The following is a 22,586-nucleotide window of genomic DNA, read 5'->3' on the forward strand; positions in this document are numbered from 1 at the left end:
CTGAGGCGCTACAGGATTTAAAATCCTGTAGCCAGTTTTTTATTGTACTACTATCAGTCCGTTGATCCAGGAAGGATTTATGTTTTTTTGTTAAACCTCTTATGGAGATAAAGGGGCACGTTAATGAAAAAGGGTATAGATGATGGATTATCGAATATTTATATTAAATACTAATCTTTCTTAGGGGTGCTATGTTTGAGCAAACAAGATAAAATAGGGGAAATATCGATTATTTTAAAGAGGAAAATAGTAACGGCCGTTGTTAGTAGTTTAATATTTTCCCTTATCTTTTCAATACCAGCGGGTTTTGAAGGGGATTTATTTTATAATTTATATTATATGAATTTTATGATTGTTATTACCTACGGGGTTATGACATCCATATTTAGTGACTGGTTTAGCAGGAAGCTTTCAAAAAAAGGGGTAATTCGTGAAATTGCTTCCTTTTTATTTCATGTTGTTTTCGGATCAATGTTACAAGTTTTTGGTCTTATTTCTGCCATCTCATTCTTTATTGTTGACCGTTTATTAATAAGGGTGAAGATCGGGTGGATGTCAGTTTTTATTGCATTATTAATTGTAGTACTAGCTTTTCTATTTCTGATTAATCGGTAGCTAAAATAAGCGAAGCAAACTTAATGGTTATAGATTCTAATTATTTACTAGTAGCGTAGCTTTGATAAAATTAAAGGAACTGCGATCTGTACTGAAACCCCAGTTAGAGTCCAATCTAACTTCTTGGGTTCACATCAGATCGCAGTTTCTTTTGTTATGGTCTATTGGTTAGCTTAGTGATCATTATTTAAAATGATTAATAAGATTTTTCAAGATTGATTTATCGAAGGCAAATACTTCGGGATTTTTATGATAAAATATTTTAATATAATAACAATATTCAGAACTGTAATGATGGAGGCCTATTCTTTATGGAACAATATCAAATTGTATATAATACCTTAACTAAAATGAATATTCCATTTGAAGTAGTTGAACACCCTCCTGCTTGGACAACAGCTGAAGCAGACAAATATATTGATGGGAAAGAAGGGGTGCGCACTAAAACGCTCTTTCTTACCAACAAAAAAAAGAATGCGTTTTATTTAGTTATAATGGATGGAGCAAAGCGTCTTGATATGGATCATCTTGCTACTATTCTCAATGAAAAACGGATAAGCTTTGGTTCTTCCGAACGGTTAATGGAAAAAATGGGGTTATCTCCTGGTTTTGTTTCTATTTTTGGATTGCTAAACAATGATGAACACGACATAAAAGTCTATTTAGATAAAGAGATGCTCTCAGAAAGATTAATAACGTTCCACCCTAATGACAACACTAAAACTCTATTTATGTCTACAGAAGATATGTATAAATTTATAACTACAATCGGGTATGAGTACACGATAGTTGAACTTTAATAAAACCAACCAAATTTAGTGAATGATTAAACTTAAATAATCGAGTGTGTTTTAAATGCAAAAGCACTAAATAAAAAATTAACATAAATTTGGACTAGTAGGTTGAAGTCAAAAATGTAATCATGCGGTTTAGACGGTAGAGATAGTGAAGTTGGATCAATTAGAAGATATCGATTTAGTTTGAAATTGGACAGTACAGTCCATACGCCGATACAATAATATTTAGGCGGAGGAATATATGGAAGCGGTTAGGAAGGGAATGGACAACCCTCAATCCTGCATATGAAGCTATAGAGAAAGATAACTTTCACAGTACAAACTATGCTTCTATTTCATAAATCCATACTAATATCAACCCTACCTCCATCAACAAAAATGGAGGTTTTTTTATTGACAGTTAATAAGTTGGTAAAGTATGGTCGTTTGGATAGATGCCGGTGCTGACACACTTACTGGCAAGAGGAAACAGATTTATCGAAGTGGTTTTAAAACAAAACGTGAAGCGCTTAATTAAAAAGGCGAAGGTTCCATGCCACTTCATAATCTTAGGCATATTCATGCAAAGATTCTTATTAGGAGGCGAATCGGTTTATGGAATATTAATTTTACTAAAAATAGAAAAAAGGCTCAAACCCTTGATACCATTAGGTTTAAGCCTTCTTGTAAAGTGTGATCCCGACTGGGTTCGAACCAGCGACCCCCACCCTATCAAGAAGAGGGTTAAATAAAGACCTGTCTGTTATCCCTGCGATAATTCATTCTTGACGGTCATGATTTCATCTTCGGTTGCAGGCTGTGCTGGTTTATAATAGCCTCTTTGCTTAGCCAGTAAATAGACTTGATATTGTCTTTGTTCATCTTGATTTCTCATATCTTGAACCTTTTGTCTTAATTCCTGATTTTCTGTCTGTGCAATAATAGACGCATAACCTGTAAGACTACTGTTTAACCCTGATAAATAATCATTAATCATTTCTTTTTCCTGCATGACAAATCCTCCTTTTATAAAAATTTCATTAGGTCTTCTTTATGATTTCTTGCGTCTTGAGCATCTTTTTGTAGCTGTTGTATGATTTCTGGGTCTGTACATTGCTGTGCATAATAATCAAGCTTAGTGGCTAGGGTGCCATGCGAGCCGATCATATGACGCAGGTTCTGAAGTTCTAATTCATTTAAGTTTGGCATATTATCACTCCTCAATAAAAATACACTCCTACTATCTGCTAAAACCACATAAAATATGCATTTCTAAAAGGTTGTTGATCTTATCAGTGAATCACTTCACTTTACTTTTACACGAACAAGTTATCCTACATATATTGACACCATATTAAAATTGTGAATAATTAAAAATAGATAGCAATTAGCACTCGTTATCAATGAGTGCTAATTGCCGAATGATTTTTCTTTACAGAACACGATGGAGGGGAAAAGACGAAAATGGAAAAACAGCAATTTAAAGCAGAATCCAAACGATTATTGGAAATGATGATTAACTCAATTTATTCTCAGCGCGAGGTGTTTTTGCGTGAACTTATTTCAAATGCCAGTGATGCGATTGATAAACTTTACTACAAGGCATTAACAGATGAGTCCTTAACATTTAATAAAGAAAGTTATTACATAAAAGTAAGTGCAGACAAAGAAAATAGAACCTTATCCATCTTGGATACTGGTATTGGGATGACCAAAGAAGAACTTGAAAATAACCTTGGTACGATAGCTAGAAGTGGATCTTTAGCTTTTAAAAGTGAAAATGAATCAAAAGATGGCCATGATATTATCGGACAATTCGGCGTTGGTTTTTATGCAGCGTTTATGGTAGCTGATAAAGTGACAGTAATCAGTAAAGCGCTTGATTCTGATACCGCGTATAAATGGGAATCAGAAGGTACGGAAGGATATACGATTGTTCCATGCGAAAAGGAAACAATCGGTACTGAAATCATTCTTACGATTAAAGAAAATTCAGAGGAAGAAGATTTCGATCAATATTTAGATGAATATAAATTAAAATCCATTATCAAGAAATATTCCGATTTCATTCGCTATCCAATCAAAATGGATACCGTAGAGAAGCACCTAATTGAGGGCAGCGAAGATGAATATGAAAATATTATTGAGGAACAAACCATCAATAGTATGGTTCCGATTTGGAAAAAGAATAAAAGTGAATTAACGGATGAAGATTATGAAAGCTTCTATCATGAAAAGCATTACGGCTTTGATAAGCCGCTTAAACACTTGCATATCAATGTAGACGGAACAATCCGTTATAATGCAATTCTTTACATCCCTGAGAATATTCCTTTCGATTATTACTCCAAGGAGTTTGAAAAAGGGCTGGAGCTGTATTCAAACGGTGTTCTGATCATGGAGAAATGTGCTGATTTACTTCCTGACCATTTCAGCTTTGTGAAAGGGATGGTCGATTCAGAGGATCTATCACTGAATATTTCAAGGGAAATGCTGCAGCATGACCGACAATTAAAGCTTATTGCAAAAAATATTTCGAAAAAAATTAAGAGTGAGCTTCAATCATTATTAAAAAATAACCGTGAGAAATACGATTCATTCTACAAATCCTTCGGCCGTCAAATTAAATTTGGCGTGTATAGTGATTTTGGAGCAAATAAAGAAGCTTTACAGGATCTGCTAATGTTCTACTCTTCCAAAGAGAAGAAATTGGTGACTCTTGATGAGTATGTGTCGAGAATGCCAGAGGATCAAAAATACATTTATTATGCAACCGGTGATTCCTATGAAAGAATAGAAAAGCTTCCTCAAACAGAGCTTGTTCTAGATGAAGGGTATGAAATCCTGTACTTCACTGAAGATATTGATGAGTTCGCCGTTAAAATGATCATGAACTATAAAGAGAAAGAATTTAAATCTGTCTCCAGCGGAGATCTTGGTATTGATCGCAATTCTTCAGACAAGCAAACAGATGAACAAGAAGAAGAAAATACTGAGATATTCAATTATATGAAGGAATTACTTACAAACAAAGTGAAGGATGTCCGGGCTTCCAAACGTTTAAAAACACACCCTGTTTGTTTATCCGCTGATGGAGAAATCACGATTGAAATGGAAAAAATCTTGAATGCTATGCCTGATAATCAAAATGTGAAGGCAGATAAAGTATTGGAAATCAACACAAATCATGAAGTCTTCCAATCTTTAAAAGCAGCTTATGAACAGGATAAATCCAAGCTGGATTTATATACTGAGCTATTGTATAACCAGGCCTTATTAATAGAAGGACTGCCAATCAATGACCCAGTTGAGTTTACAAATAATATTTGTAAAGTAATGGTTTAATCATAACCTTAAAGCATCAGTCTACCCTAGGAGATGGGTAGACTGATGCTTTTATATATATAGCATCTTTTCCAGCTCTATTATATATAGGATATTAGAATAAATTTTTGTTCGTATAAGCACATTGTAGATGTGATGATACAGAAGGACAAGTAGAGGAAGGAGCGTATACAGCAGTTAAGATAACCATCGTATAAATATTCTCTGTACCATTCATTATAGAAGATTAGGCCTTTGCATTTTGGGTGATTTCCATCATTTTCATAATTGTAATTTTCTTTATACAGGAAGGTATGAATAATGCATTTTAATAATCCAAAGAAATTGTATCTAAAAGATAAAGTTAAACTACATAACAAATTCACTGGACTAATTTAATATCTACTGTAATAACTTTATGACTTTCCTCTATTCTATTGCTAGAAGAACTTGGTTTTTTTATTGTAGATATTGAAGGAATCTATTTACAAAAAAATGACAGCGCTTTCTTGTTGAGTGTAAATCACCAAAGGAGGAAAAGTCTTTATGAATAAGACTGCCCATATAATTTCTCATTCTCACTGGGACAGAGAGTGGTATTTACCTTTTGAAAAACATCGTTTTTACTTTATCAAACTCATGAATAGTATCATTGAGCAATTTAAGAAGGATGGTAATACATTTAAATCGTTTCATCTTGACGGCCAGACAATCCTTTTAGAGGACTATTTTGCAGTCCACCCTGAAAATTTTGAAATCGTAAAACAATTGATTGAAGATAAAAAACTTTATATTGGTCCTTGGTACGTGTTGCAGGATGCTTTCTTAACCAGTTCTGAAGCTAATATCAGGAACTTACAGATTGGTTTGTATGATACGGAAGTCTATGGCCATGCTTCAAAAATTGGCTATTTTCCGGATACATTTGGGATTTATGGACAGGCACCTCAAATTCTGAAACAGGCGGGCATTGATACAGCAGCATTTGGGCGTGGTGTTAAGCCTACTGGCTTTAATAATACAGTATCGGATACACCAAACTTTGAATCCCCTTATTCCGAGATTGTTTGGAAATCGCCAGACGGTTCTAGTGTTTTAGGTATTCTTTTTGCGAATTGGTATTCGAATGGGAATGAAATTCCAGTTGATGAGGAAGAAGCAAAGGTATTTTGGGATAAAAAAATCCAGGATGCAGAGAAATATGCCTCGACAAATCAATTATTATTCATGAACGGCTGCGACCATCAGCCATTGCAAAAAACAATACCGCAAGCAATTGAAACAGCCGGTGCACTATATCCAGATTATACATTTAAACACTCCAGCTTTGCTGAATATATACAAGCATTAAAAGTCTCACTTCCCAATAACCTGCAAATCATTGAAGGTGAGCTTCGTAACCAGCGAACAGATGGCTGGTCTACCCTTGTCAACACGGCATCAAGACGTATTTATTTAAAGCAATGGAATACGAGGTGTCAAATATTGCTGGAAAAAGTCGTGGAACCACTTGCAGCTATTAACCTTTTGGCCGGAGGGGATTACCCGAGAGAATATATCCGTTTTATGTGGAAAACACTGATGAAGAATCACCCACATGATAGCATTTGTGGCTGCAGTGTAGATGAAGTCCATCGTGAAATGGTCACACGTTTTGAAACAGTTTCGCAGATGGGAGATGTATTTGTTAAGGAACTTGCTGCTGAGATTGCTGAAAGAATTGATACATCTGAAACACCGGATGGCGGGATCCCACTCCTTGTAATTAATACAACCGGTTGGGAGAAAAATGAAGTAGTCATAAAAGAAATCGATCTGGATAAAATATTTTTTCTCAAATGGATTTTAAAGAAATACCAAATTATCTTAAGGAAAGAGAATTACCTTATTATAAACTCGTAGATAATCAAGGAAAGGCAATAGATTATTACCTTGAAAAACCTGTTATTGAATTTGGATATGATTTACCAGACGATCAATTTCGACAGCCGTTTTTTGCTAAACGGGCTAAGCTATCATTCTTCGCTGCAGGAATTCCTTCATTTGGCTATAAAACGTTCTACCTTTTACCAGAAAAGGTTCCAGCACATCTAGCTGAAACAAGAGAAACTGAGAATGATAGATTTGAAATGGAAAATGAGTATGTTCATTTACATTTTCATGGAGATGGAAGCTTTGATTTAATGAATAAACTAACGGAAGAAGTATTTCATCATCTTGGTATATATGAAGACACTGGTGATATTGGAAACGAATATATGTTTAAGGAAACAGAGGGGCATGCCTCCATCAATACAAAGGGGATAGCAGCCGAATTTTCATGGTTGGAACAAAGTAAACTCAAAACTGTACTCCAGTATACTCATACGTTATCAATTCCAGCATGTGCGGATGAGCGATTAGCCTTAGAAAGGAACCAATTAGTTTGGCATAAAGAACGGGAGGCAGGTAGATCTGATGAAATGACAACAATTACTTTACGAACTGTTGTCACACTGGCAAAAGGAATGAAAGGTCCGGTTTTTACGCTGACCATTGATAATCAAGCAACAGACCATCGTCTCCGTGTGCTTTTCCCAACTGGTTTAAAGACAGAAACTCACAAAGCAGATAGTATATTTGAAATTGTTACTCGTCCCAATAAACCAGAAAAAGAATGGGATAATCCTAGCTTTTGTCACCATCAGCAGCGATTTAGCAGTATAGCAGATGAGCAAATGGGCTTAACCGTGGCAACCCATGGTCTTCAAGAATATGAAATCCTGCCAGAAGACGGTACGATCGCAATTACTGTTCTCCGTTCGGTAGCTGAGCTCGGAGACTGGGGATATTTTTCGACACCTGAAGCACAATGCTTAGGAATCCAGACAGCAGAGTGGCAAGTACTGTCACATGAAAAAGATGTGATTAAATCACAAGCTTTTGTTGATGCTTACCAATTTAAAGTACCTCTTGTTATTGTTCAACCAACTATACATAAAGGTACAAGGCCACCAATACATCAATTTGTACAATCTGAAGACAAGGGACTAGCATGGTCCTCTATGAAAGTAGCGGAAGATCGTGATGATATCATGATTCGCTGGTTTAATCCTGGTGAAAAGAATGCGATACTAAAAGCATCTATCAAAGATTATCAATCGTACAAGAGTAATATCTTGGAAGATTCAACAACTTTGACAGAAAATCAATATGAAGCAGGAAATGCAGAAATCATTACACTTGGATTTAAAAGAAAAGGATAGGGTGTGAATTGATGATAACTATTCCTAAATCAATGCAGAGACTTATCAAACATGTAAATGACTTTTTTCCGGAAGACGCAAAATTACAAAGAATGTTTGAGCAATGTTTTGTTAATACGTTTACAACGACTTTAAAAAAACAGGAAGATGGCAAAACCTTCGTAATTACCGGTGATATTCCGGCAATGTGGCTCCGCGATTCAGCTGCACAAGTAAGGCCCTATTTACTGGCAGCAGAAGAAGATGAAGAATTAGCGGATTTAATCGAAGGAGTAATTCGCCAACAGTTTTCTTTTATACTTCATGATCCGTATGCTAATGCTTTTAATGAAAGTGCCAACGGCAAAGGTTATCAAACCGACATAACAACGATGACCCCACATATTTGGGAACGAAAATATGAAATTGATTCTTTGTGCTATCCAATCCAACTGGCTTACCTATTTTGGAAGTCTACAGGACGTACTGCGTTTTTACAAGAATCGTTCCAGGATGTTATGAAAACAATTCTTCATGTATGGAGAACGGAGCAGGATCATGAAAATCATTCACCATACCGGTTTGAACGTGCAGAAGTTCGTCAGTCCGACACATTAATACGTCATGGAAAAGGAGGACATGTTGTACCGACCGGAATGACATGGAGTGCCTTCCGTCCAAGTGATGACGCTTGTACATACGGGTATTTAGTGCCCTCTAATATGTTTGCAGTGGTAGTACTTGAATATGCAGCTGAAATCAGCAATCAAGTATTGAACCTACCAATATTAAGCAAAGAATGTCTGAATCTTCGCAATGAAATAAAACAAGGAATCGAAACTTTTGCCAAGTTCTCTCACCCAATTAACGGTGACATGTATGTATATGAAACGGATGGTGAGGGCAGGGTCAATTTAATGGATGATGCGAATGTTCCAAGCCTGCTGGCTGCTCCTTATTTAGGATACATGCCATATGAAGATCAAGTATATGCGAATACACGCCAATTTATATTAAGTAGGGATAATCCATATTATTATGAAGGGAAATTTGCAAATGGAATCGGAAGTCCACATACACCTGATCATTATATCTGGCATATTGCACTTGCAATTCAAGGAATGACGACAACGGTTGAAGGCGAAAAACAAATGATACTAGACTATTTTAAAACAACTGATGGCGGAACGGCGTATATGCATGAGGGCTTTAACGCCGATTGCCCAGAAGAATTTACAAGAGATTGGTTTGCTTGGGCTAACACAATGTTTAGTGAATTTGTATTAAGTTTAACGGGGAAAGCGGTAAAAGGAAGCCCGCTTTATCACCAATTGATTAAAAATCAATAAGTATCTTGAAGGAGAATTTTCATTTGAGGGGATGAAGCAATGAAAAAAGTGCCATGGATCATTGGTGTTTGTGAGTGGATTTGGAGAGTGATTTTAGTCAATTGGTGTTGGTTTGCGTTTACTATCCTTGGATTAGGCATATTCGGATTTTTCCCTGCGTCGGTGGCTTTATTTACGATATTAAGAAAATGGATTAGAAACGAAACGGATGTACCTGTTTTAAAAACATTTAAGCAGATTTATTTTCAAGAATGGAGAAGAAGTAATGTAAATGGCTTGATTTTCTATGGCATCGGACTTTTCCTGTTTATTGATATTCGAATAGTTGACCAAGTGATGACAGGCTTTTTGGCTAGTTTTCTTTCTATCTTCTTATACATTCTTGTATGCGTGTTATTTTTAGCGATTGGGTACTTTTTTGCAATCTATGCTCATTATGAACTACCAAATAGGGATTACATTAAACAGTCATTTCTGTTTGTAGCGACCAGCTTGCCTTCTACTATACTCATTTTGATTGGCCTTATCCTGATTGGCTATATGATTAATGAGTATCCAGGTCTTATTCTATTTGTGTCTGCAGTTGCGCCTGCCTTTTGGATGATGAGAATCTGTCTTAGCCGATTTACAGCTTTAGATAGTCAAGTAAGTAGCAATAAAGGTTACTAAAAACAATCTTTAAGGAGGAGTTTATTTTGAAATTGCATATTAAGGGAGATGTAAATTCAGTACAAAATGGTATAGAGATTCTGTCTAAGCATCTAAATATAGAGCTTTCCACGGAAGGGCATCCCATTCAGGTGAAAAATGAAAGTGGACAGCTTAGGGTTGCTAATCAAAACGGTAGCGGGGAAATTAGCTATGATCAGCCGGTACATTTTTTTCGTGCTTTAGGTTTGTGGATTGAGAATTATCAGAAAAACCATGAATTTGATATATCAGAAGACCCGAATTTTGAAATGAGTGGTGTAATGCTTGATGCCTCAAGGAATGCCGTCCCAACAGTTACTGAATTGGAAAAGCTGCTGCAAAAAATGGCAATTATGGGACTTAACACATTGATGCTTTACACAGAGGACACTTATGAAGTTAAGGAGCATCCTTATTTTGGTTATATGCGAGGACGATACACAATTGAAGAGCTAAAAGCATGTGATAATTATGCCAATAAACTTGGAATTGAAATGATTCCATGTATCCAAACATTAGGGCATTTACGGGAAGCGCTGAAGTGGAACTATGCTTCTGAATTTAGAGATACCGATGATATCCTATTGGTGGATGAGCCGAAGACCTATGAATTTTTGGAGAACTGTATTAAAGCCGTTTCTGAAGCTTTCCATACGAAACGTATTCATATTGGAATGGATGAAACTTTCCAGTTAGGACTTGGAAGGTATTTGGAAAACCACGGTTATGTGAATCATATTGAAATTATGAACCGCCACATACAAAAGGTTGTAGCAATTACCGAAAAGTATGGCTATAAACCAATGATATGGAGTGATATGTATTTCCCTCTATTCTCCAAGGATAGTAAATACCATGATGAAAAAGGTCATATTAGCGAAGAAATTTTAGGTGGAATTCCGGATGTAGACCTTGTCTATTGGAATTATTATCGTAAAGAGCAGGAGGTATATGAAGAATATATCCAACATCATAAAGATCTAGGTCGCCTACCAATTTTCGCTGGCGGTGCATGGACATGGAATGGAATTGCACCGAATTACGGAAAAGCAATTGCTACTACTGAAGCAGCTATGGCCGCATGTAAAAAAGAAGGAGTTAAGGAAGTCTTTGTTACACTCTGGGGTGATAATGGAGCAGAGACACCTTTCTCAACGGCTTATCCGATCCTTCAATTATTTGCTGAACATACCTATCACCAAGTAGTAACGAATGAACAAGTCGGCGACCGCTTTGCATTTTGCTGTCAAGGACACTTTGAAGATTTTATGATTTTGAAACACTTGGATGAAACGCCAGGAGTCATGGAGAATAATATGAACACATCCATGACTTCGAAGATATTATTGTATCAAGATATTTTAATCGGTCTCTATGATGAGAATGTTCGAGGTTTAGGGCTTGGCGAACATTATAATAAGCTAGTTTATGAGATTGAAAAGGCTAAACTTCATAATCCTGATTGGGAGCATTTATTCGACTTTTATGGGCAGCTGGCTAGAGTGTTGAGTGTGAAGGCGGAAATAGGCCTTCAGTTAAAGGAGCTTTATGACAAAAAGGATGTTGAACAGATCCGTTCATTCTTACCTAAACTCGATTGGATTCAAACTAACGTGGACCTGCTCCGTCAAAAACATCGTGATATTTGGTTTACAGCCTATAAACCATTCGGTTGGGAAGTTATTGATATCCGCTATGGGGGGGTTATTACAAGAATTGACACCATAAAATATCGTCTCAATGAGTGGCTTGATGGAAGAATTGATCAAATTAATGAATTAGATGAAAAACGACTGCTTCACGATGGACCTTGGGAGATTGTAGATGGATTAGTAGGTGGGAATATATATCATCGAATTGTCACTGCTGGTAATTTTTCAATCTAAAACATAGGAGTGAAAACATGTTTTTAACCGAAAGAAAGTTTGAAGCACGTATTCAAGAACTAGGGGAGTATCGTTACCGTGACTGCTATGATATTCCTCAATTTAACACCTGCAGTGACAATGGTAGGATTGGTGCCTTTCCACCATTGGAATACGATGAACATCATCAAATGAGGTTAGGCAACTATTGGAAGGGACGAGATCGTTACATGTGGATACATGCTAATGTCGATAGCCACCTCCCATATAATAATAAACAAATTGTCGGACTATTTTCTTTTGGGAAAACAGGAGGAGGAAATAACTCTGGTTTTGAGTCCTTATTATTTATTAATGGAAAGCCCGTACAAGGAGTAGATTCCAATCATGAAGAAGTTCTTTTCGACCAAGAGACGTCGCAAGGATCCATACGATTAGATTTTCGATTATGGTCCGGCTTTGAAGGCGGAGGCCCTCCTGTTGAAAATGAATTTAAACTCCAAACCGCGAAGATTGGCTGGCTGGATACTCGTATTGATGATTTATACTATACCCTTTTAGCTTCTTATGAGGTATTAAAAGAAAGCATGGAAGCAGATTCTCATTATTCGTTTTTAAAGAAAATGATTCAGGACGCTTTATTCCGAATTAATTGGACTGATCCAGGAAGCATTGAATTCTATGAATCATGTTATGAAGCGGAGACCGATATAAAAGAAACGCTTAGATCAGTTGATAAAAATTCAGATATTACGATACATGCAGTCGGCCATACACATATCGACGTTGCCTGGCTTTGGCGGTTAAGAAATACGAGGGAGAAAGCAGCCCGATCCTTTTCAACGGTACTAAATCTAATGAATCGGTTTCCAGAATATCACTTCTTGCAAACACAACCGCAGCTCTATGATTATATTAAAGCTGACTATCCTGAAATATACGAGCAAATAAAAGAGAGAATTGCAGAAGGTCATTGGGAAGCAGGAGGAGCGATGTGGCTGGAAGCCGACTGTAATATCCCTAGTGGTGAGTCGCTTGTCCGTCAAATTCTTTATGGGAAGAATTTTTTTAAGGAAGAGTTCGGCATCGATTGTGACTATCTCTGGTTACCGGATGTGTTTGGCTATAGCTGGGCGTTGCCGCAGATATTAAAAAAATCTGGGATCAAAACGATGATGACCACTAAGATTAGTTGGAATCAGTATAACCGTATGCCGCATGATACATTTTTTTGGAAGGGGATTGATGGGTCAGAGATATTAACTCATTTTATCACTACACCTGAACCTTGGAACGAGCCGGACTCGTGGTTCTATACATATAACGGCTACATTACAGCGAAAACAGTAAAAGGGATTTGGGAAGCTTATCGCGATAAGGATTTATCCAAGGATCTTCTACTATCATACGGGTACGGTGACGGTGGGGGTGGCGTTAATCGCCATATGCTTGAAATGCGCCGCAGATTCGATCAGCTGCCGGGAATGCCGAATGTGAAAACATCCGGGGCAGGAGAATTTTTTGAAAAACTGCACGAAAATGTAGAAAAGTCCGATGGTTATATTCATAAATGGGACGGCGAACTATACCTTGAATATCACCGTGGAACTTATACTAGCCAGGCATTTATGAAAAAGATGAATCGCCGACTGGAGCTCTTATACCGAAGGGCAGAATTCCTATCCTCTTGGCTATCTGAAAAGGGAGAATGGCTAGGAATTGACCGTCTTAAGGATGGTTGGAAGATTATACTAAGAAATCAATTTCATGATATAATCCCTGGTTCCTCGATACATGAAGTATATGAAGATGCGAGGGAAGAATACGCTGAAGCACTACAGATTGTTCAACAAGTGGAAGCAAACATTATTAGTAAGAACGTTGAAGAGAAAGGACATTCTGCGATTTTATTTAATTCTACTCATTGTAAGGATAAAAGGAATGTATTCGTGTCTCAATTCGCACAATTTAACGCTGGGGTTTGGATAGATAGAGAAGGACATGAGTTAAACCATCAAAAGAGTGAGAATGGGTGGTTAATTGAAGTGAAAAACCTACCTTCTTTTGGTGTAGCTGTCTTAAATTTTGAGCCAGATGAAATAATTCCAGCAGCTTCTAATTTTATTTATCATAATAGAAAATTAGAAACGGCATTCTACCAAGTTGAATGGAATGAGTATGGTCAGATGATCAAAATTTACGATAAAGAAACAAATCGTAATATTTTAGCAGATGGTCAAAATGGAAATGTGTTGCAAATCTTTGAAGATAAGCCTCTTGCACACGATGCTTGGGATATTGATCTATTCTATCAAGAAAAAATGGAAGAAATTCGTGATATTAGTACATTTAAAGTGGAGGAAAATGGTGAGCTTTTCTTTAGCCTTCTTGTTACTTGGAAGTATCATCATTCGTCCATTACTCAACGAATCAGATTTTATCATAATGATCGACGGATTGATTTTATAACTGATGTTGATTGGCATGAAAAAAGGAAGTTGCTCAAAGCATCGTTCTCTGTTGATATTCGGTCTACAGAAGCTACTTATGATATTCAATATGGTAATGTAAAGCGTCCTACGCATTGGAATACCAGTTGGGATATGGCAAGGTTTGAAACTGTCGGTCATCAGTGGGCCGACCTATCAGAACCAGATTTTGGAGTCAGTTTGCTAAATGATTCAAAATACGGGTATGACATCAAGGAGAACGTGATGCGTTTAACTTTATTAAAATCGGCAATTCATCCAGATCCTCAAGCTGATCAGGGGCAACATTCCTTTACTTATTCTCTTTATCCGCATATAGGAGATTGGAGAATAGCGAAAACAGTGGAAAAAGCTTGGGATTTAAATGCACCGGTTTTATCTACAGAAGGAAAATGGACGAGAGAGGAATCTTTCTTAGAAACTGATTCGGACCATATTTGGATAGATGCTATTAAGCCTGCTCACGATGGAAAAGGGATTATCGTTCGGATTCATGAATATGAGGGGCGCAGGGGTACGGTATCATTGAATTTCCACACAGATAACTCATCATGGATTGAGACGAATTTAATGGAAGAACCTATCGGTACAGAATCATCTGCACCGATTAAGATGGAAATTTGGCCTTATGAAATAAAAACAATCAGAATAACATAATCAGAAAAATGAACGGTTTGATCATTCTTTCCGTTCATTTTTGTATTTATAAAGCCAATTCGCTTTTACTATTTGGCTTAAGCAACTACATCAATAACTTCAAGTTTTAGGTAAACTTACATTGTTTAAAAATTTATTAAATTACGTAAAAGTTGTTTAGTAAAAAAAAAAAAGTAAAATAGCATGAAAATTACTATCTTAAAATTATGCCTCGTTAACCTAGTTGTAGGTTAAGCCTTAAAAATTACTGGAAGATATTGTTTTATGTCTTTTAGTGATTTATCTTTTAATCGATTTTGTTATTCTTTGTGGTTATATAAAAAGTACTAAAAATATTTTGTTTCTAAGTTTTTTCCAGTTAATCCTAAATTAGTCAACTATAAATTAAGCTCTATTCCCTATAAAATATAGTTATGAAAGTGCTTACATAGTTTGAAGGGAGGTAAAAACACTTGAAAAGATTTGCACGTGATCTATATAAAAATCGAGTCTGGCTTCTAATGGTCCTGCCTGGAACCATTTGGTTATTGGTATTCTCCTATTTACCTATGTTTGGACAAGTATTAGCTTTTAAGAAATTTCGAATCCATCCAGACGGTTTTTTTGCAAGCGTTATCAATAGTGAATGGGTAGGTTGGGATAACTTTAAATATTTGTTCAGTACAAATGATGCATGGATTATAACAAGAAATACTCTCTTATATAATATTATCTTTATTGTTGTTGGGCTTATTGCTGCTGTGGGAATAGCCATTTTGCTTAATGAGCTAGTGAATAAAAAGCAATCAAAAATTTATCAAACTTCTATCCTTTTCCCACATTTTATTTCCTGGGTTATTGGCAGCTATTTTGTTTTTACTTTCTTAAGTACTGATCATGGCCTAATGAATCATGTACTCAGTTGGTTCAATATTGATCCCATTTCATGGTATAGCGAGTCAAAATATTGGCCATTTATTCTAGTATTTATGAGCTTGTGGAAAGGTATAGGTTACGGCAGTATCGTATATTTAGCATCTATAGTTGGAATTGACCGAACATATTACGAGGCAGCAATGATTGATGGTGCTTCAAAATGGAAGCAAATAAAACATGTTACTTTACCAATGCTTAAGCCATTAATGATTATTTTAACCATTATGAATATCGGAAAGATCTTTAACTCGGACTTCGGATTGTTCTATCAGGTACCAAGAGATTCCGGAGCATTGTATTCGGTTACAAATGTTATTGATACATTCGTATACCGAGGTCTTATGAATCTTGGGGATATCGGTATGAGTACAGCAGCCGGTCTTTATCAGTCCGTTGTAGGTTTTACCCTTGTCATGATTACGAATTACATAGTCAGAAAAATTGATGAGGAAAGTGCATTGTTTTAAAGTTTTTTTCTTCGGAAAGGAGGGAGAGTCGCTCAAGCGGCTAACTTTATGGCTAAACTAGAGCAAGATCCAGCACCGGTTGTCGTTTCACAATCGATGGGAGAGCTAAGAGGGGATAAGAAAAGGAAAAAGTATCGAGACCCCCAGCAAATCTCCCCTGTCGTAAACATAATTATCAGTGTGTTTCTGGCAATATTAGCATTCATGTGTGTATTTCCATTTATCTATGTCATCATAATTTCTTTTACAAGCGAAGAAAGTATTGTAAGAAATGGATTTCAGCTATTTCCAAAAGAGTGGAGTACTGATGCATATCTTTATTTATGGAGTATGAAGGAACGATTATTCCGTTCTTATGGCGTTACCATTCTTGTTACTATCCTCGGGACCATTATAAGTGTGTTAATGATTACCTTTTATGCTTACGCTATTTCAAGACCGCAATTTAAATATCGGAAATTCTTTACTTTCCTAGCCTTTTTCACAATGCTTTTCAGCGGCGGTCTAGTACCGACTTATATAATTGTTACTCAATTTTTAGGATTGAAAAATACAATTTGGGCATTAATTTTACCGCTTGCATTGAATGCTTTCTATATCATCATAATGAGGACATTTTTCCTGAAATCAGTTTCCGAATCAATATTAGAATCAGCGCGAATTGATGGAGCTAGTGAATGGAGGATTTTTTTCCAAATCATCTTTCCACTGTCATTACCGGGTATTGCCACAATTGCATTGTTTAGCACATTAGGTTATTGGAATGACTGGTTTACGGCTTTGTTGTATATAGATAATCCGAATTTAGTGCCGTTACAAGCATTACTAATGAAAATAGAAGCAAACCTTGAATTTATGAGGCAAAATTTAGATGTTGGCTCAATACAACAAAGTTTATTTGATACGATTCCACAAGAGTCAGCTAAAATGGCAATGGTTGTTATCGCCACGTTACCAATAGCAGTTTCATACCCGTTCTTCCAAAAGTACTTCATCAGCGGACTAACTATTGGCGGCGTTAAAGAATAATATAGAAAGAGGAGAGAGGTATGAAGAAAAAATTTGTGATTCTATTAGCACTAGTTCTATCGATTGGAACAATCCTATCTGCATGCACCAGCAAAGAAAGCTCAAATGAGGAAAACGGCGGAAAAGATGGAGACCCATACGAAATTAAATGGTACACCATCGGAACACCTCAAAAGGATACGGATAAAGTATTCGATGAGGTAAATAAGTACCTAAAGGAGAAAATAAATGCCACTGTGAAAATGACTCAAATTGATTGGGGTGATTGGGCTCAAAAATCGCAAGTTATGATCAATTCAGGTGAACAATTTGACATCATTTTTACAAACGGAACCGATTATGTTCAAAATTCCCAAAAGGGTGCATTTATGGCTCTTGATGATATGTTGAATAATGAAGGAAAAGAGATGAAAGAGGTTATTGATCCTCAGTTTTTAGAAGGTATCAAGATTGATGGTAAAATTTACGGTATTCCTGCTAATAAAGAGGTAGCAAGACAAACGGTTTATACGTTTAATAAACGACTTGTAGACCAATACAACTTCGATATTTCTAAAGTGGGTTCTTTAGAAGATTTAGAGCCAATGCTGAAAACTATTAAGGAAAAAGAATCTGGTGTTACACCAATGGCTACATTTAAAGCATTTTTACGCTATGACTATGTCTTTAATGGTGAAATGCCCTTTGCATTCCCATTTGAAGGGGAAACAGATCAAGTGATTAATCCATTTGATACAGATGAAGCTATGAATATGTTTAAAACGATGCATAAATATTATAAAGCTGGCTATCTAAAAGAAGATGCTGCTACAAGTAAAGACACATGGCCAATGGATGTGGAAAATTGGTTTGTACGTATGGGTGGATCACAGCCATATGCTGATTTACTTTGGTCCCGTTCAGCTAAATACGAGGTTGTGTCTGCACCTGCTGAACCGCCAACCATTGTAAATGACTCTGTTTCTGGTTCAATTCAGGCCATTTCGGCTACATCTAAAAATCCTAAAAAAGCAATGGAATTCCTAAATTTGCTTAATACAGATTCCTATCTTCGTAACCTCGTAGATAAAGGAATTGAGGGCACCCACTATAAGAAAAACGAAGATGGAACAATAGAAGATCTTCCTGCACGTATCGACAGCTATAATATGCCATCCTATTCTTTAGGAAACCATTTCATCCTAGACCTATACAAAGAAGATCCTAAGGATAAATGGGAGAAATTCGAAGAATTTAATGCTTCTGCCGTTAAATCACCAACCCTTGGTTTCAATTTTAATAGTGATCCAGTTCGCTCAGAGCTTGCTTCGATAACGAATATTTCGAAGGAGTTTTATCCGGCGCTTGGAACAGGTTCAGTGGATCCGGAAGAATATCTGCCTAAATTCAATAAAAAATTGAAAGAGGCTGGAATCGATAAAGTATTAAAAGAAATTCAAAAGCAATATGATGAATGGAAAAGCAAACAATAATAAACATAAAAATCAAGCTGGTGCATTCCAGCTTGATTTTATTTACCATACTCCTTTTTAACCTAATAACCTAAATATTGCTATTCGATGTTATAATTAACATATATACAATTTGTATACTAAAGGATTCTAATATGAAATTTAAAGAACGCTTTACGCAAAATGTATTTAATAGACTGTTTTTGATATCCTCTATCACTATTGTTGTAACCGTTATCATTTTATTTGTTACGGTTTCAAATTATTATTCCGATATTATTATTCAAAAGGAAGTTAATATTAATACACGGACATTAGAAAGAGTAGAAGATTATTTTTCATCCAAGGATGCAGATATTAATAGAGCTATAAGAGATCTTTATATAAATGGAGAAATGATCAATGATATAACTTTCGCTCTCAACAATGGTTATGGAAAATACTTGGAGTACCATTTAGATAGATTTTCGAAAAGTAAATCTTTTACTCCTAATAATATTGATATCTATTTTAATGGTTATTTTAGTCAGGATAGTGATTTAAATGCCATTAGTTTACGTTCATATGAGAATCAATCTATTGAATATTTATTAATCAATAATAATGTCCGCTGGAATAAAAGCGTAATTGACCTTGGTACAAATGCAGATCCTTCTCTTTCTCAGGGAATACCTAACTTAAACAGGGATGGTTTGCTAAAAGAACGAAAGTTAAGAAACACAATAACAAAAAGAATCATACTGAATAACCCAGTAACACTGAAAAAAATTGGTGAAATATCATTTTACTACTCAACAGAATGGTTAGACAAAATGTTAAGAAAGCAAGAAGGAGCACCAGTATCTTTCTTTCTTATTGATAGAAATGGAGAAATTGCTTATTCGGTTAATAAAGGTATCCCGATTGATATGATTAGGGAAGTGAAACGAGAAACAAATGAGACGAAAATAGAGTGGAAGCAAGAAAATTATCACATAAACACGATTGCTAATATGGGGGAATTTACTTACATAAGTGTTATTCCCGATAAAGGATGGCAAAAGCTGACGATCATTAGAGGGACTATGTGGGTTGTTATTTGCTTTCTTATTTTAGCTGCTATTTTAATAACTTTTTCTTTTACCAGGAATTATTCCCGTCGAATTCAAAACATCGTAAAGATAGTTCGTAAGGTAGAAAATGGTGATTTGAATGCACGAATTCCGATATCAAAGCAAGAAGATGAATTATCGAAGATATCTATCAATATCAATTCGATGTTAACAGAGCTAAATAAGTATATTGAACAATCCTACCTGTTGAATATGAAGCAGCAGCAAGCCGAATTAAAAGCCCTTCAGGCACAAATAGATCCGCATTTTCTATTTAACACACTTGAGGCCATCCGAATGGTTGCAGTTGTGGAGGGTTCTAAAACATCCAGTAAAATGATTTTTCATTTATCTAAGCTTTTTCGTTATACTTTGGAATCTAAAGATACCGTACCGCTTTACACTGAAATCAGATATGTTAATCAATACTTGAAATTGATGCAATTTAAATATCCAGATAAATTAACTGTGGATATAAATATTCCAAATGAAGTGGAACAAACCATGGTACAAAAATTAATATTACAGCCAATAATTGAAAATTATTTTGCTCATGGTTTCAAAAAAAATCAATTTAATAATGAATTATTAATCCTTGCGCACCAAGTAGGTGAAAAAATAGATATCATCGTGAAAGATAATGGCAAAGGAATGTCTGAAGATAAATTAGACATCATTGTTCAACATATTAATCATGAAGAAGGTGATGGTGTGAAATCAATCGGATTAAGAAATATTCATCAACGTCTAAAGCTTAAATATGGAGACCAGTTTGGAATTTCCTTGACCAGCATCAAAGACCAAGGTACAACGGTTAAGTTGTCTATTCCTGTGCAGGAGACCAAACATGTATAAGATACTATTAGCAGATGATGAACCGATTATCACAAAAGGACTAAAGGCCATTATAGATTGGGAGGATTATGGATTTGAAATTACCTATACTGCCGAAAGCGGGGAGGATGCTCTTGCTTATTTAATTCATCATCCAATTGACATTCTTATCACAGACATTTTAATGGGCGAAATGTCTGGCTTGGATTTAGTTGAGGAAGTGAATAAAATAAAGCCTGAGATTAAGAGTATTGTTTTAACAGGTTATCAAGAGTTTGAGTATATTAAACAAGGATTATTGTTAGGCATTGAGAATTATTTGCTAAAACCAGTAGATGAAGAAGAATTATTAACAACTATCCAAAATACAGGCCGAAAGTTAAATTCGATCGTAAACACCAGGCAGCATGATGAGACAACTCTGTTGGATAATACGTTATGGAACTATTTAACTGGTGAAATAGATCAGCACGATTTTCATGAAAGGTTGTTATTATACAGTATTGAGTTTAATGAAAAGCTTTATAATGTTTCTATATTAAATATTGAGAATTACCAAGATGGAGAGATACTAAACAAAGTTCGTAGCTTTATTGAGGAAAATTATTCAGCACTTTGTCTCTTTAGCCCTTTCCAGGAAATCGTAATCATCTATGGAGGTTATGATGAAGAGGATATATTGAGACAAAATCAAAATCTAGTCGAACATTTACATAAAGAACAGTTAGGGGCCGGACTATTTTATTTATCTATGGGAAAGGTAGTCAATACGCTTGATGGATTTGAGGACAGTTTTGCGAATGCAAGGGAAAATAGTTTGCTGCAGTTAAATTTCGAACCCAATGTTCTTATTTCCAATAAAAATGCAATGGATCGGCAGGAAGAAATAAAGAGACAAAAAGAAATTAAAGAAAATATCGTGAAAAAACTAATGAATGGGGAAGACGTATTCTTATTGGAGATTGATCATTTCTTTGAAAATTTGACACAGCAGTCAAATTTAATCTCTCCTCAAGTAGTGAAAAAATATACATTTGATTTAATCTGCTATATCCACTATTCCATACAGCACGATGATTTTTCTCAATATACTGCAGCTGTTGAAAGGATTGTCTATAGTACTGAAATCAGTCATATGACAACCATCCTAAAAGAGTACTGTCATGATTTACTCCAAGCCATTCATCAACATACTCATAGTCGAAGTCCGATTGTGCAAAATGTGCTTCAGTATATTCATTCACATTATCATGAAGGTCTGTCATTAAAAACACTTGGACAGCAGTTTCATATAAACGCCATTTATTTAGGCCAATTATTCCAAAAAGAAGTTGGCTTGGTGTTTTCTGAATACCTGAATCGATATCGCTTAGAAAAAGCCAAGGAATTATTAAAAACAACTCATTATCGCGCTGGAGAAATCGGCAAAAAAGTAGGATATTCTGATACAACCTACTTTTACAAACAATTTAAGAAAAATATAGGGACAACACCTAGTGAATGGAGAAAGATTTGAATAATCTGGAGGATGGGAATTGAAGATAAATAGTCTAGGCTACTTACATATCTCATAATTTTACAGTAAAAACGTATCAATTTGATACGTTTTTTTATAGCATCTTCTATTTGAGTATTCTTTATTTTATCCAATGAATCTATATTTTCCCCAATAGGAAGGGTCATTAATTATTGCTAAAATTATAAAAGCGCTTACATATTTATACCTGTACATCCTATTTAGAAAGATGAAGATTAAGATAATTGTTTGGATAAATGTCCATGAACTCTCATAGCCTGATTTATCGACAGG

Annotated in this window: 16 protein-coding genes and 1 pseudogene; 15 read left to right on the top strand and 2 right to left on the bottom strand. The window is 35.6% G+C overall.

Features of this window, described 5'->3' with window-relative positions; genetic code table 11:
• Positions 1 to 195: 195 nt before the first annotated feature.
• From A8L44_RS18895 to A8L44_RS18460, 3 genes and pseudogenes are all read left to right on the top strand, one after another.
• Positions 196 to 615, top strand: a complete 420-nt coding sequence (locus A8L44_RS18895; protein WP_066103690.1) for a hypothetical protein — start codon at positions 196 to 198, stop codon at positions 613 to 615.
• Between the two features lie 311 nt (positions 616 to 926).
• Positions 927 to 1,415 (top strand): prolyl-tRNA synthetase associated domain-containing protein, encoded by a 489-nt coding sequence (locus A8L44_RS07310; protein ID WP_066103692.1) that lies wholly within the window; start codon positions 927 to 929, stop codon positions 1,413 to 1,415.
• A 407-nt stretch (positions 1,416 to 1,822) separates the two neighbouring features.
• A pseudogene (locus A8L44_RS18460) lies at positions 1,823 to 1,920 on the top strand (Arm DNA-binding domain-containing protein); the annotation flags it as partial.
• 234 nt (positions 1,921 to 2,154) lie between these two features.
• Here the strand turns inward: A8L44_RS18460 and A8L44_RS07315 are convergent.
• On the bottom strand, positions 2,155 to 2,403 hold the full coding sequence (locus A8L44_RS07315; protein ID WP_066103694.1) for a spore coat protein: 249 nt from the start codon (positions 2,401 to 2,403) through the stop codon (positions 2,155 to 2,157).
• Between the two features lie 14 nt (positions 2,404 to 2,417).
• Positions 2,418 to 2,600 (bottom strand): hypothetical protein, encoded by a 183-nt coding sequence (locus A8L44_RS07320; protein WP_066103696.1) that lies wholly within the window; start codon positions 2,598 to 2,600, stop codon positions 2,418 to 2,420.
• 255 nt (positions 2,601 to 2,855) lie between these two features.
• Between A8L44_RS07320 and htpG the strand changes: the two genes are divergently transcribed.
• The 12 genes from htpG to A8L44_RS07375 all read left to right on the top strand — a co-directional run bounded on the left by htpG (position 2,856) and on the right by A8L44_RS07375 (position 22,292).
• Positions 2,856 to 4,736 (top strand): molecular chaperone HtpG, encoded by a 1,881-nt coding sequence (gene htpG / locus A8L44_RS07325; protein ID WP_066103698.1) that lies wholly within the window; start codon positions 2,856 to 2,858, stop codon positions 4,734 to 4,736.
• A gap of 525 nt (positions 4,737 to 5,261) precedes the next feature.
• Positions 5,262 to 6,617 carry a hypothetical protein gene (locus tag A8L44_RS18685; protein ID WP_139063811.1) on the top strand — a complete coding sequence of 452 codons (1,356 nt, stop codon included), beginning with the start codon at positions 5,262 to 5,264 and terminating at the stop codon, positions 6,615 to 6,617.
• Positions 6,554 to 7,960: a glycoside hydrolase family 38 C-terminal domain-containing protein gene (locus A8L44_RS18690; RefSeq protein WP_139063812.1), complete on the top strand. Its 1,407-nt coding sequence runs from the start codon at positions 6,554 to 6,556 to the stop codon at positions 7,958 to 7,960. The genes A8L44_RS18685 and A8L44_RS18690 overlap by 64 nt, the downstream gene beginning before the upstream one ends.
• Before the next feature lie 11 nt (positions 7,961 to 7,971).
• Complete coding sequence (locus A8L44_RS07335; RefSeq protein WP_066103700.1) at positions 7,972 to 9,288, top strand: glycoside hydrolase family 125 protein; 1,317 nt, start codon at positions 7,972 to 7,974, stop codon at positions 9,286 to 9,288.
• 39 nt (positions 9,289 to 9,327) lie between these two features.
• Positions 9,328 to 9,957 carry a YesL family protein gene (locus tag A8L44_RS07340; RefSeq protein ID WP_066103702.1) on the top strand — a complete coding sequence of 210 codons (630 nt, stop codon included), beginning with the start codon at positions 9,328 to 9,330 and terminating at the stop codon, positions 9,955 to 9,957.
• 26 nt (positions 9,958 to 9,983) lie between these two features.
• Complete coding sequence (locus tag A8L44_RS07345) at positions 9,984 to 11,864, top strand: family 20 glycosylhydrolase (protein ID WP_066103704.1); 1,881 nt, start codon at positions 9,984 to 9,986, stop codon at positions 11,862 to 11,864.
• A 17-nt stretch (positions 11,865 to 11,881) separates the two neighbouring features.
• A complete protein-coding gene (locus A8L44_RS07350; RefSeq protein ID WP_066103706.1) occupies positions 11,882 to 14,989 on the top strand; it encodes an alpha-mannosidase in 3,108 nt (1,035 codons plus the stop codon).
• A gap of 452 nt (positions 14,990 to 15,441) precedes the next feature.
• Positions 15,442 to 16,371: an ABC transporter permease gene (locus tag A8L44_RS07355; protein ID WP_066103708.1), complete on the top strand. Its 930-nt coding sequence runs from the start codon at positions 15,442 to 15,444 to the stop codon at positions 16,369 to 16,371.
• Positions 16,372 to 16,467: 96 nt separating this feature from the next.
• Positions 16,468 to 17,400: a carbohydrate ABC transporter permease gene (locus A8L44_RS07360; RefSeq protein WP_066104310.1), complete on the top strand. Its 933-nt coding sequence runs from the start codon at positions 16,468 to 16,470 to the stop codon at positions 17,398 to 17,400.
• Between the two features lie 20 nt (positions 17,401 to 17,420).
• Positions 17,421 to 18,872 carry an ABC transporter substrate-binding protein gene (locus tag A8L44_RS07365; protein ID WP_066103711.1) on the top strand — a complete coding sequence of 484 codons (1,452 nt, stop codon included), beginning with the start codon at positions 17,421 to 17,423 and terminating at the stop codon, positions 18,870 to 18,872.
• Positions 18,873 to 19,006: 134 nt separating this feature from the next.
• Entirely contained in the window at positions 19,007 to 20,797 is a 1,791-nt protein-coding gene (locus A8L44_RS07370) for a sensor histidine kinase (RefSeq protein WP_066103714.1), read from the top strand.
• Entirely contained in the window at positions 20,790 to 22,292 is a 1,503-nt protein-coding gene (locus A8L44_RS07375) for a response regulator transcription factor (RefSeq protein ID WP_066103716.1), read from the top strand. The genes A8L44_RS07370 and A8L44_RS07375 overlap by 8 nt, the downstream gene beginning before the upstream one ends.
• Positions 22,293 to 22,586: the final 294 nt, after the last annotated feature.

The sequence above is a fragment of the Bacillus sp. FJAT-27986 genome, from assembly GCF_001685035.1.
Taxonomy (GTDB): Bacteria; Bacillota; Bacilli; order Bacillales; family Pradoshiaceae; genus Pradoshia.

What these genes read in the sequence shown, in the direction of transcription:
- A8L44_RS07310 (WP_066103692.1), top strand. Translation starts at nt 927, where the DNA reads ATGGAACAATATCAAATTGTATATAATACCTTAACTAAAATGAATATT.
- A8L44_RS07315 (WP_066103694.1), bottom strand. Translation starts at nt 2,403, where the DNA reads ATGCAGGAAAAAGAAATGATTAATGATTATTTATCAGGGTTAAACAGT.
- A8L44_RS07320 (WP_066103696.1), bottom strand. Translation starts at nt 2,600, where the DNA reads ATGCCAAACTTAAATGAATTAGAACTTCAGAACCTGCGTCATATGATC.
- htpG (WP_066103698.1), top strand. Translation starts at nt 2,856, where the DNA reads ATGGAAAAACAGCAATTTAAAGCAGAATCCAAACGATTATTGGAAATG.
- A8L44_RS18685 (WP_139063811.1), top strand. Translation starts at nt 5,262, where the DNA reads ATGAATAAGACTGCCCATATAATTTCTCATTCTCACTGGGACAGAGAG.
- A8L44_RS18690 (WP_139063812.1), top strand. Translation starts at nt 6,554, where the DNA reads ATGGATTTTAAAGAAATACCAAATTATCTTAAGGAAAGAGAATTACCT.
- A8L44_RS07335 (WP_066103700.1), top strand. Translation starts at nt 7,972, where the DNA reads ATGATAACTATTCCTAAATCAATGCAGAGACTTATCAAACATGTAAAT.
- A8L44_RS07340 (WP_066103702.1), top strand. Translation starts at nt 9,328, where the DNA reads ATGAAAAAAGTGCCATGGATCATTGGTGTTTGTGAGTGGATTTGGAGA.
- A8L44_RS07350 (WP_066103706.1), top strand. Translation starts at nt 11,882, where the DNA reads ATGTTTTTAACCGAAAGAAAGTTTGAAGCACGTATTCAAGAACTAGGG.
- A8L44_RS07360 (WP_066104310.1), top strand. Translation starts at nt 16,468, where the DNA reads ATGGGAGAGCTAAGAGGGGATAAGAAAAGGAAAAAGTATCGAGACCCC.
- A8L44_RS07365 (WP_066103711.1), top strand. Translation starts at nt 17,421, where the DNA reads ATGAAGAAAAAATTTGTGATTCTATTAGCACTAGTTCTATCGATTGGA.
- A8L44_RS07370 (WP_066103714.1), top strand. Translation starts at nt 19,007, where the DNA reads ATGAAATTTAAAGAACGCTTTACGCAAAATGTATTTAATAGACTGTTT.
- A8L44_RS07375 (WP_066103716.1), top strand. Translation starts at nt 20,790, where the DNA reads ATGTATAAGATACTATTAGCAGATGATGAACCGATTATCACAAAAGGA.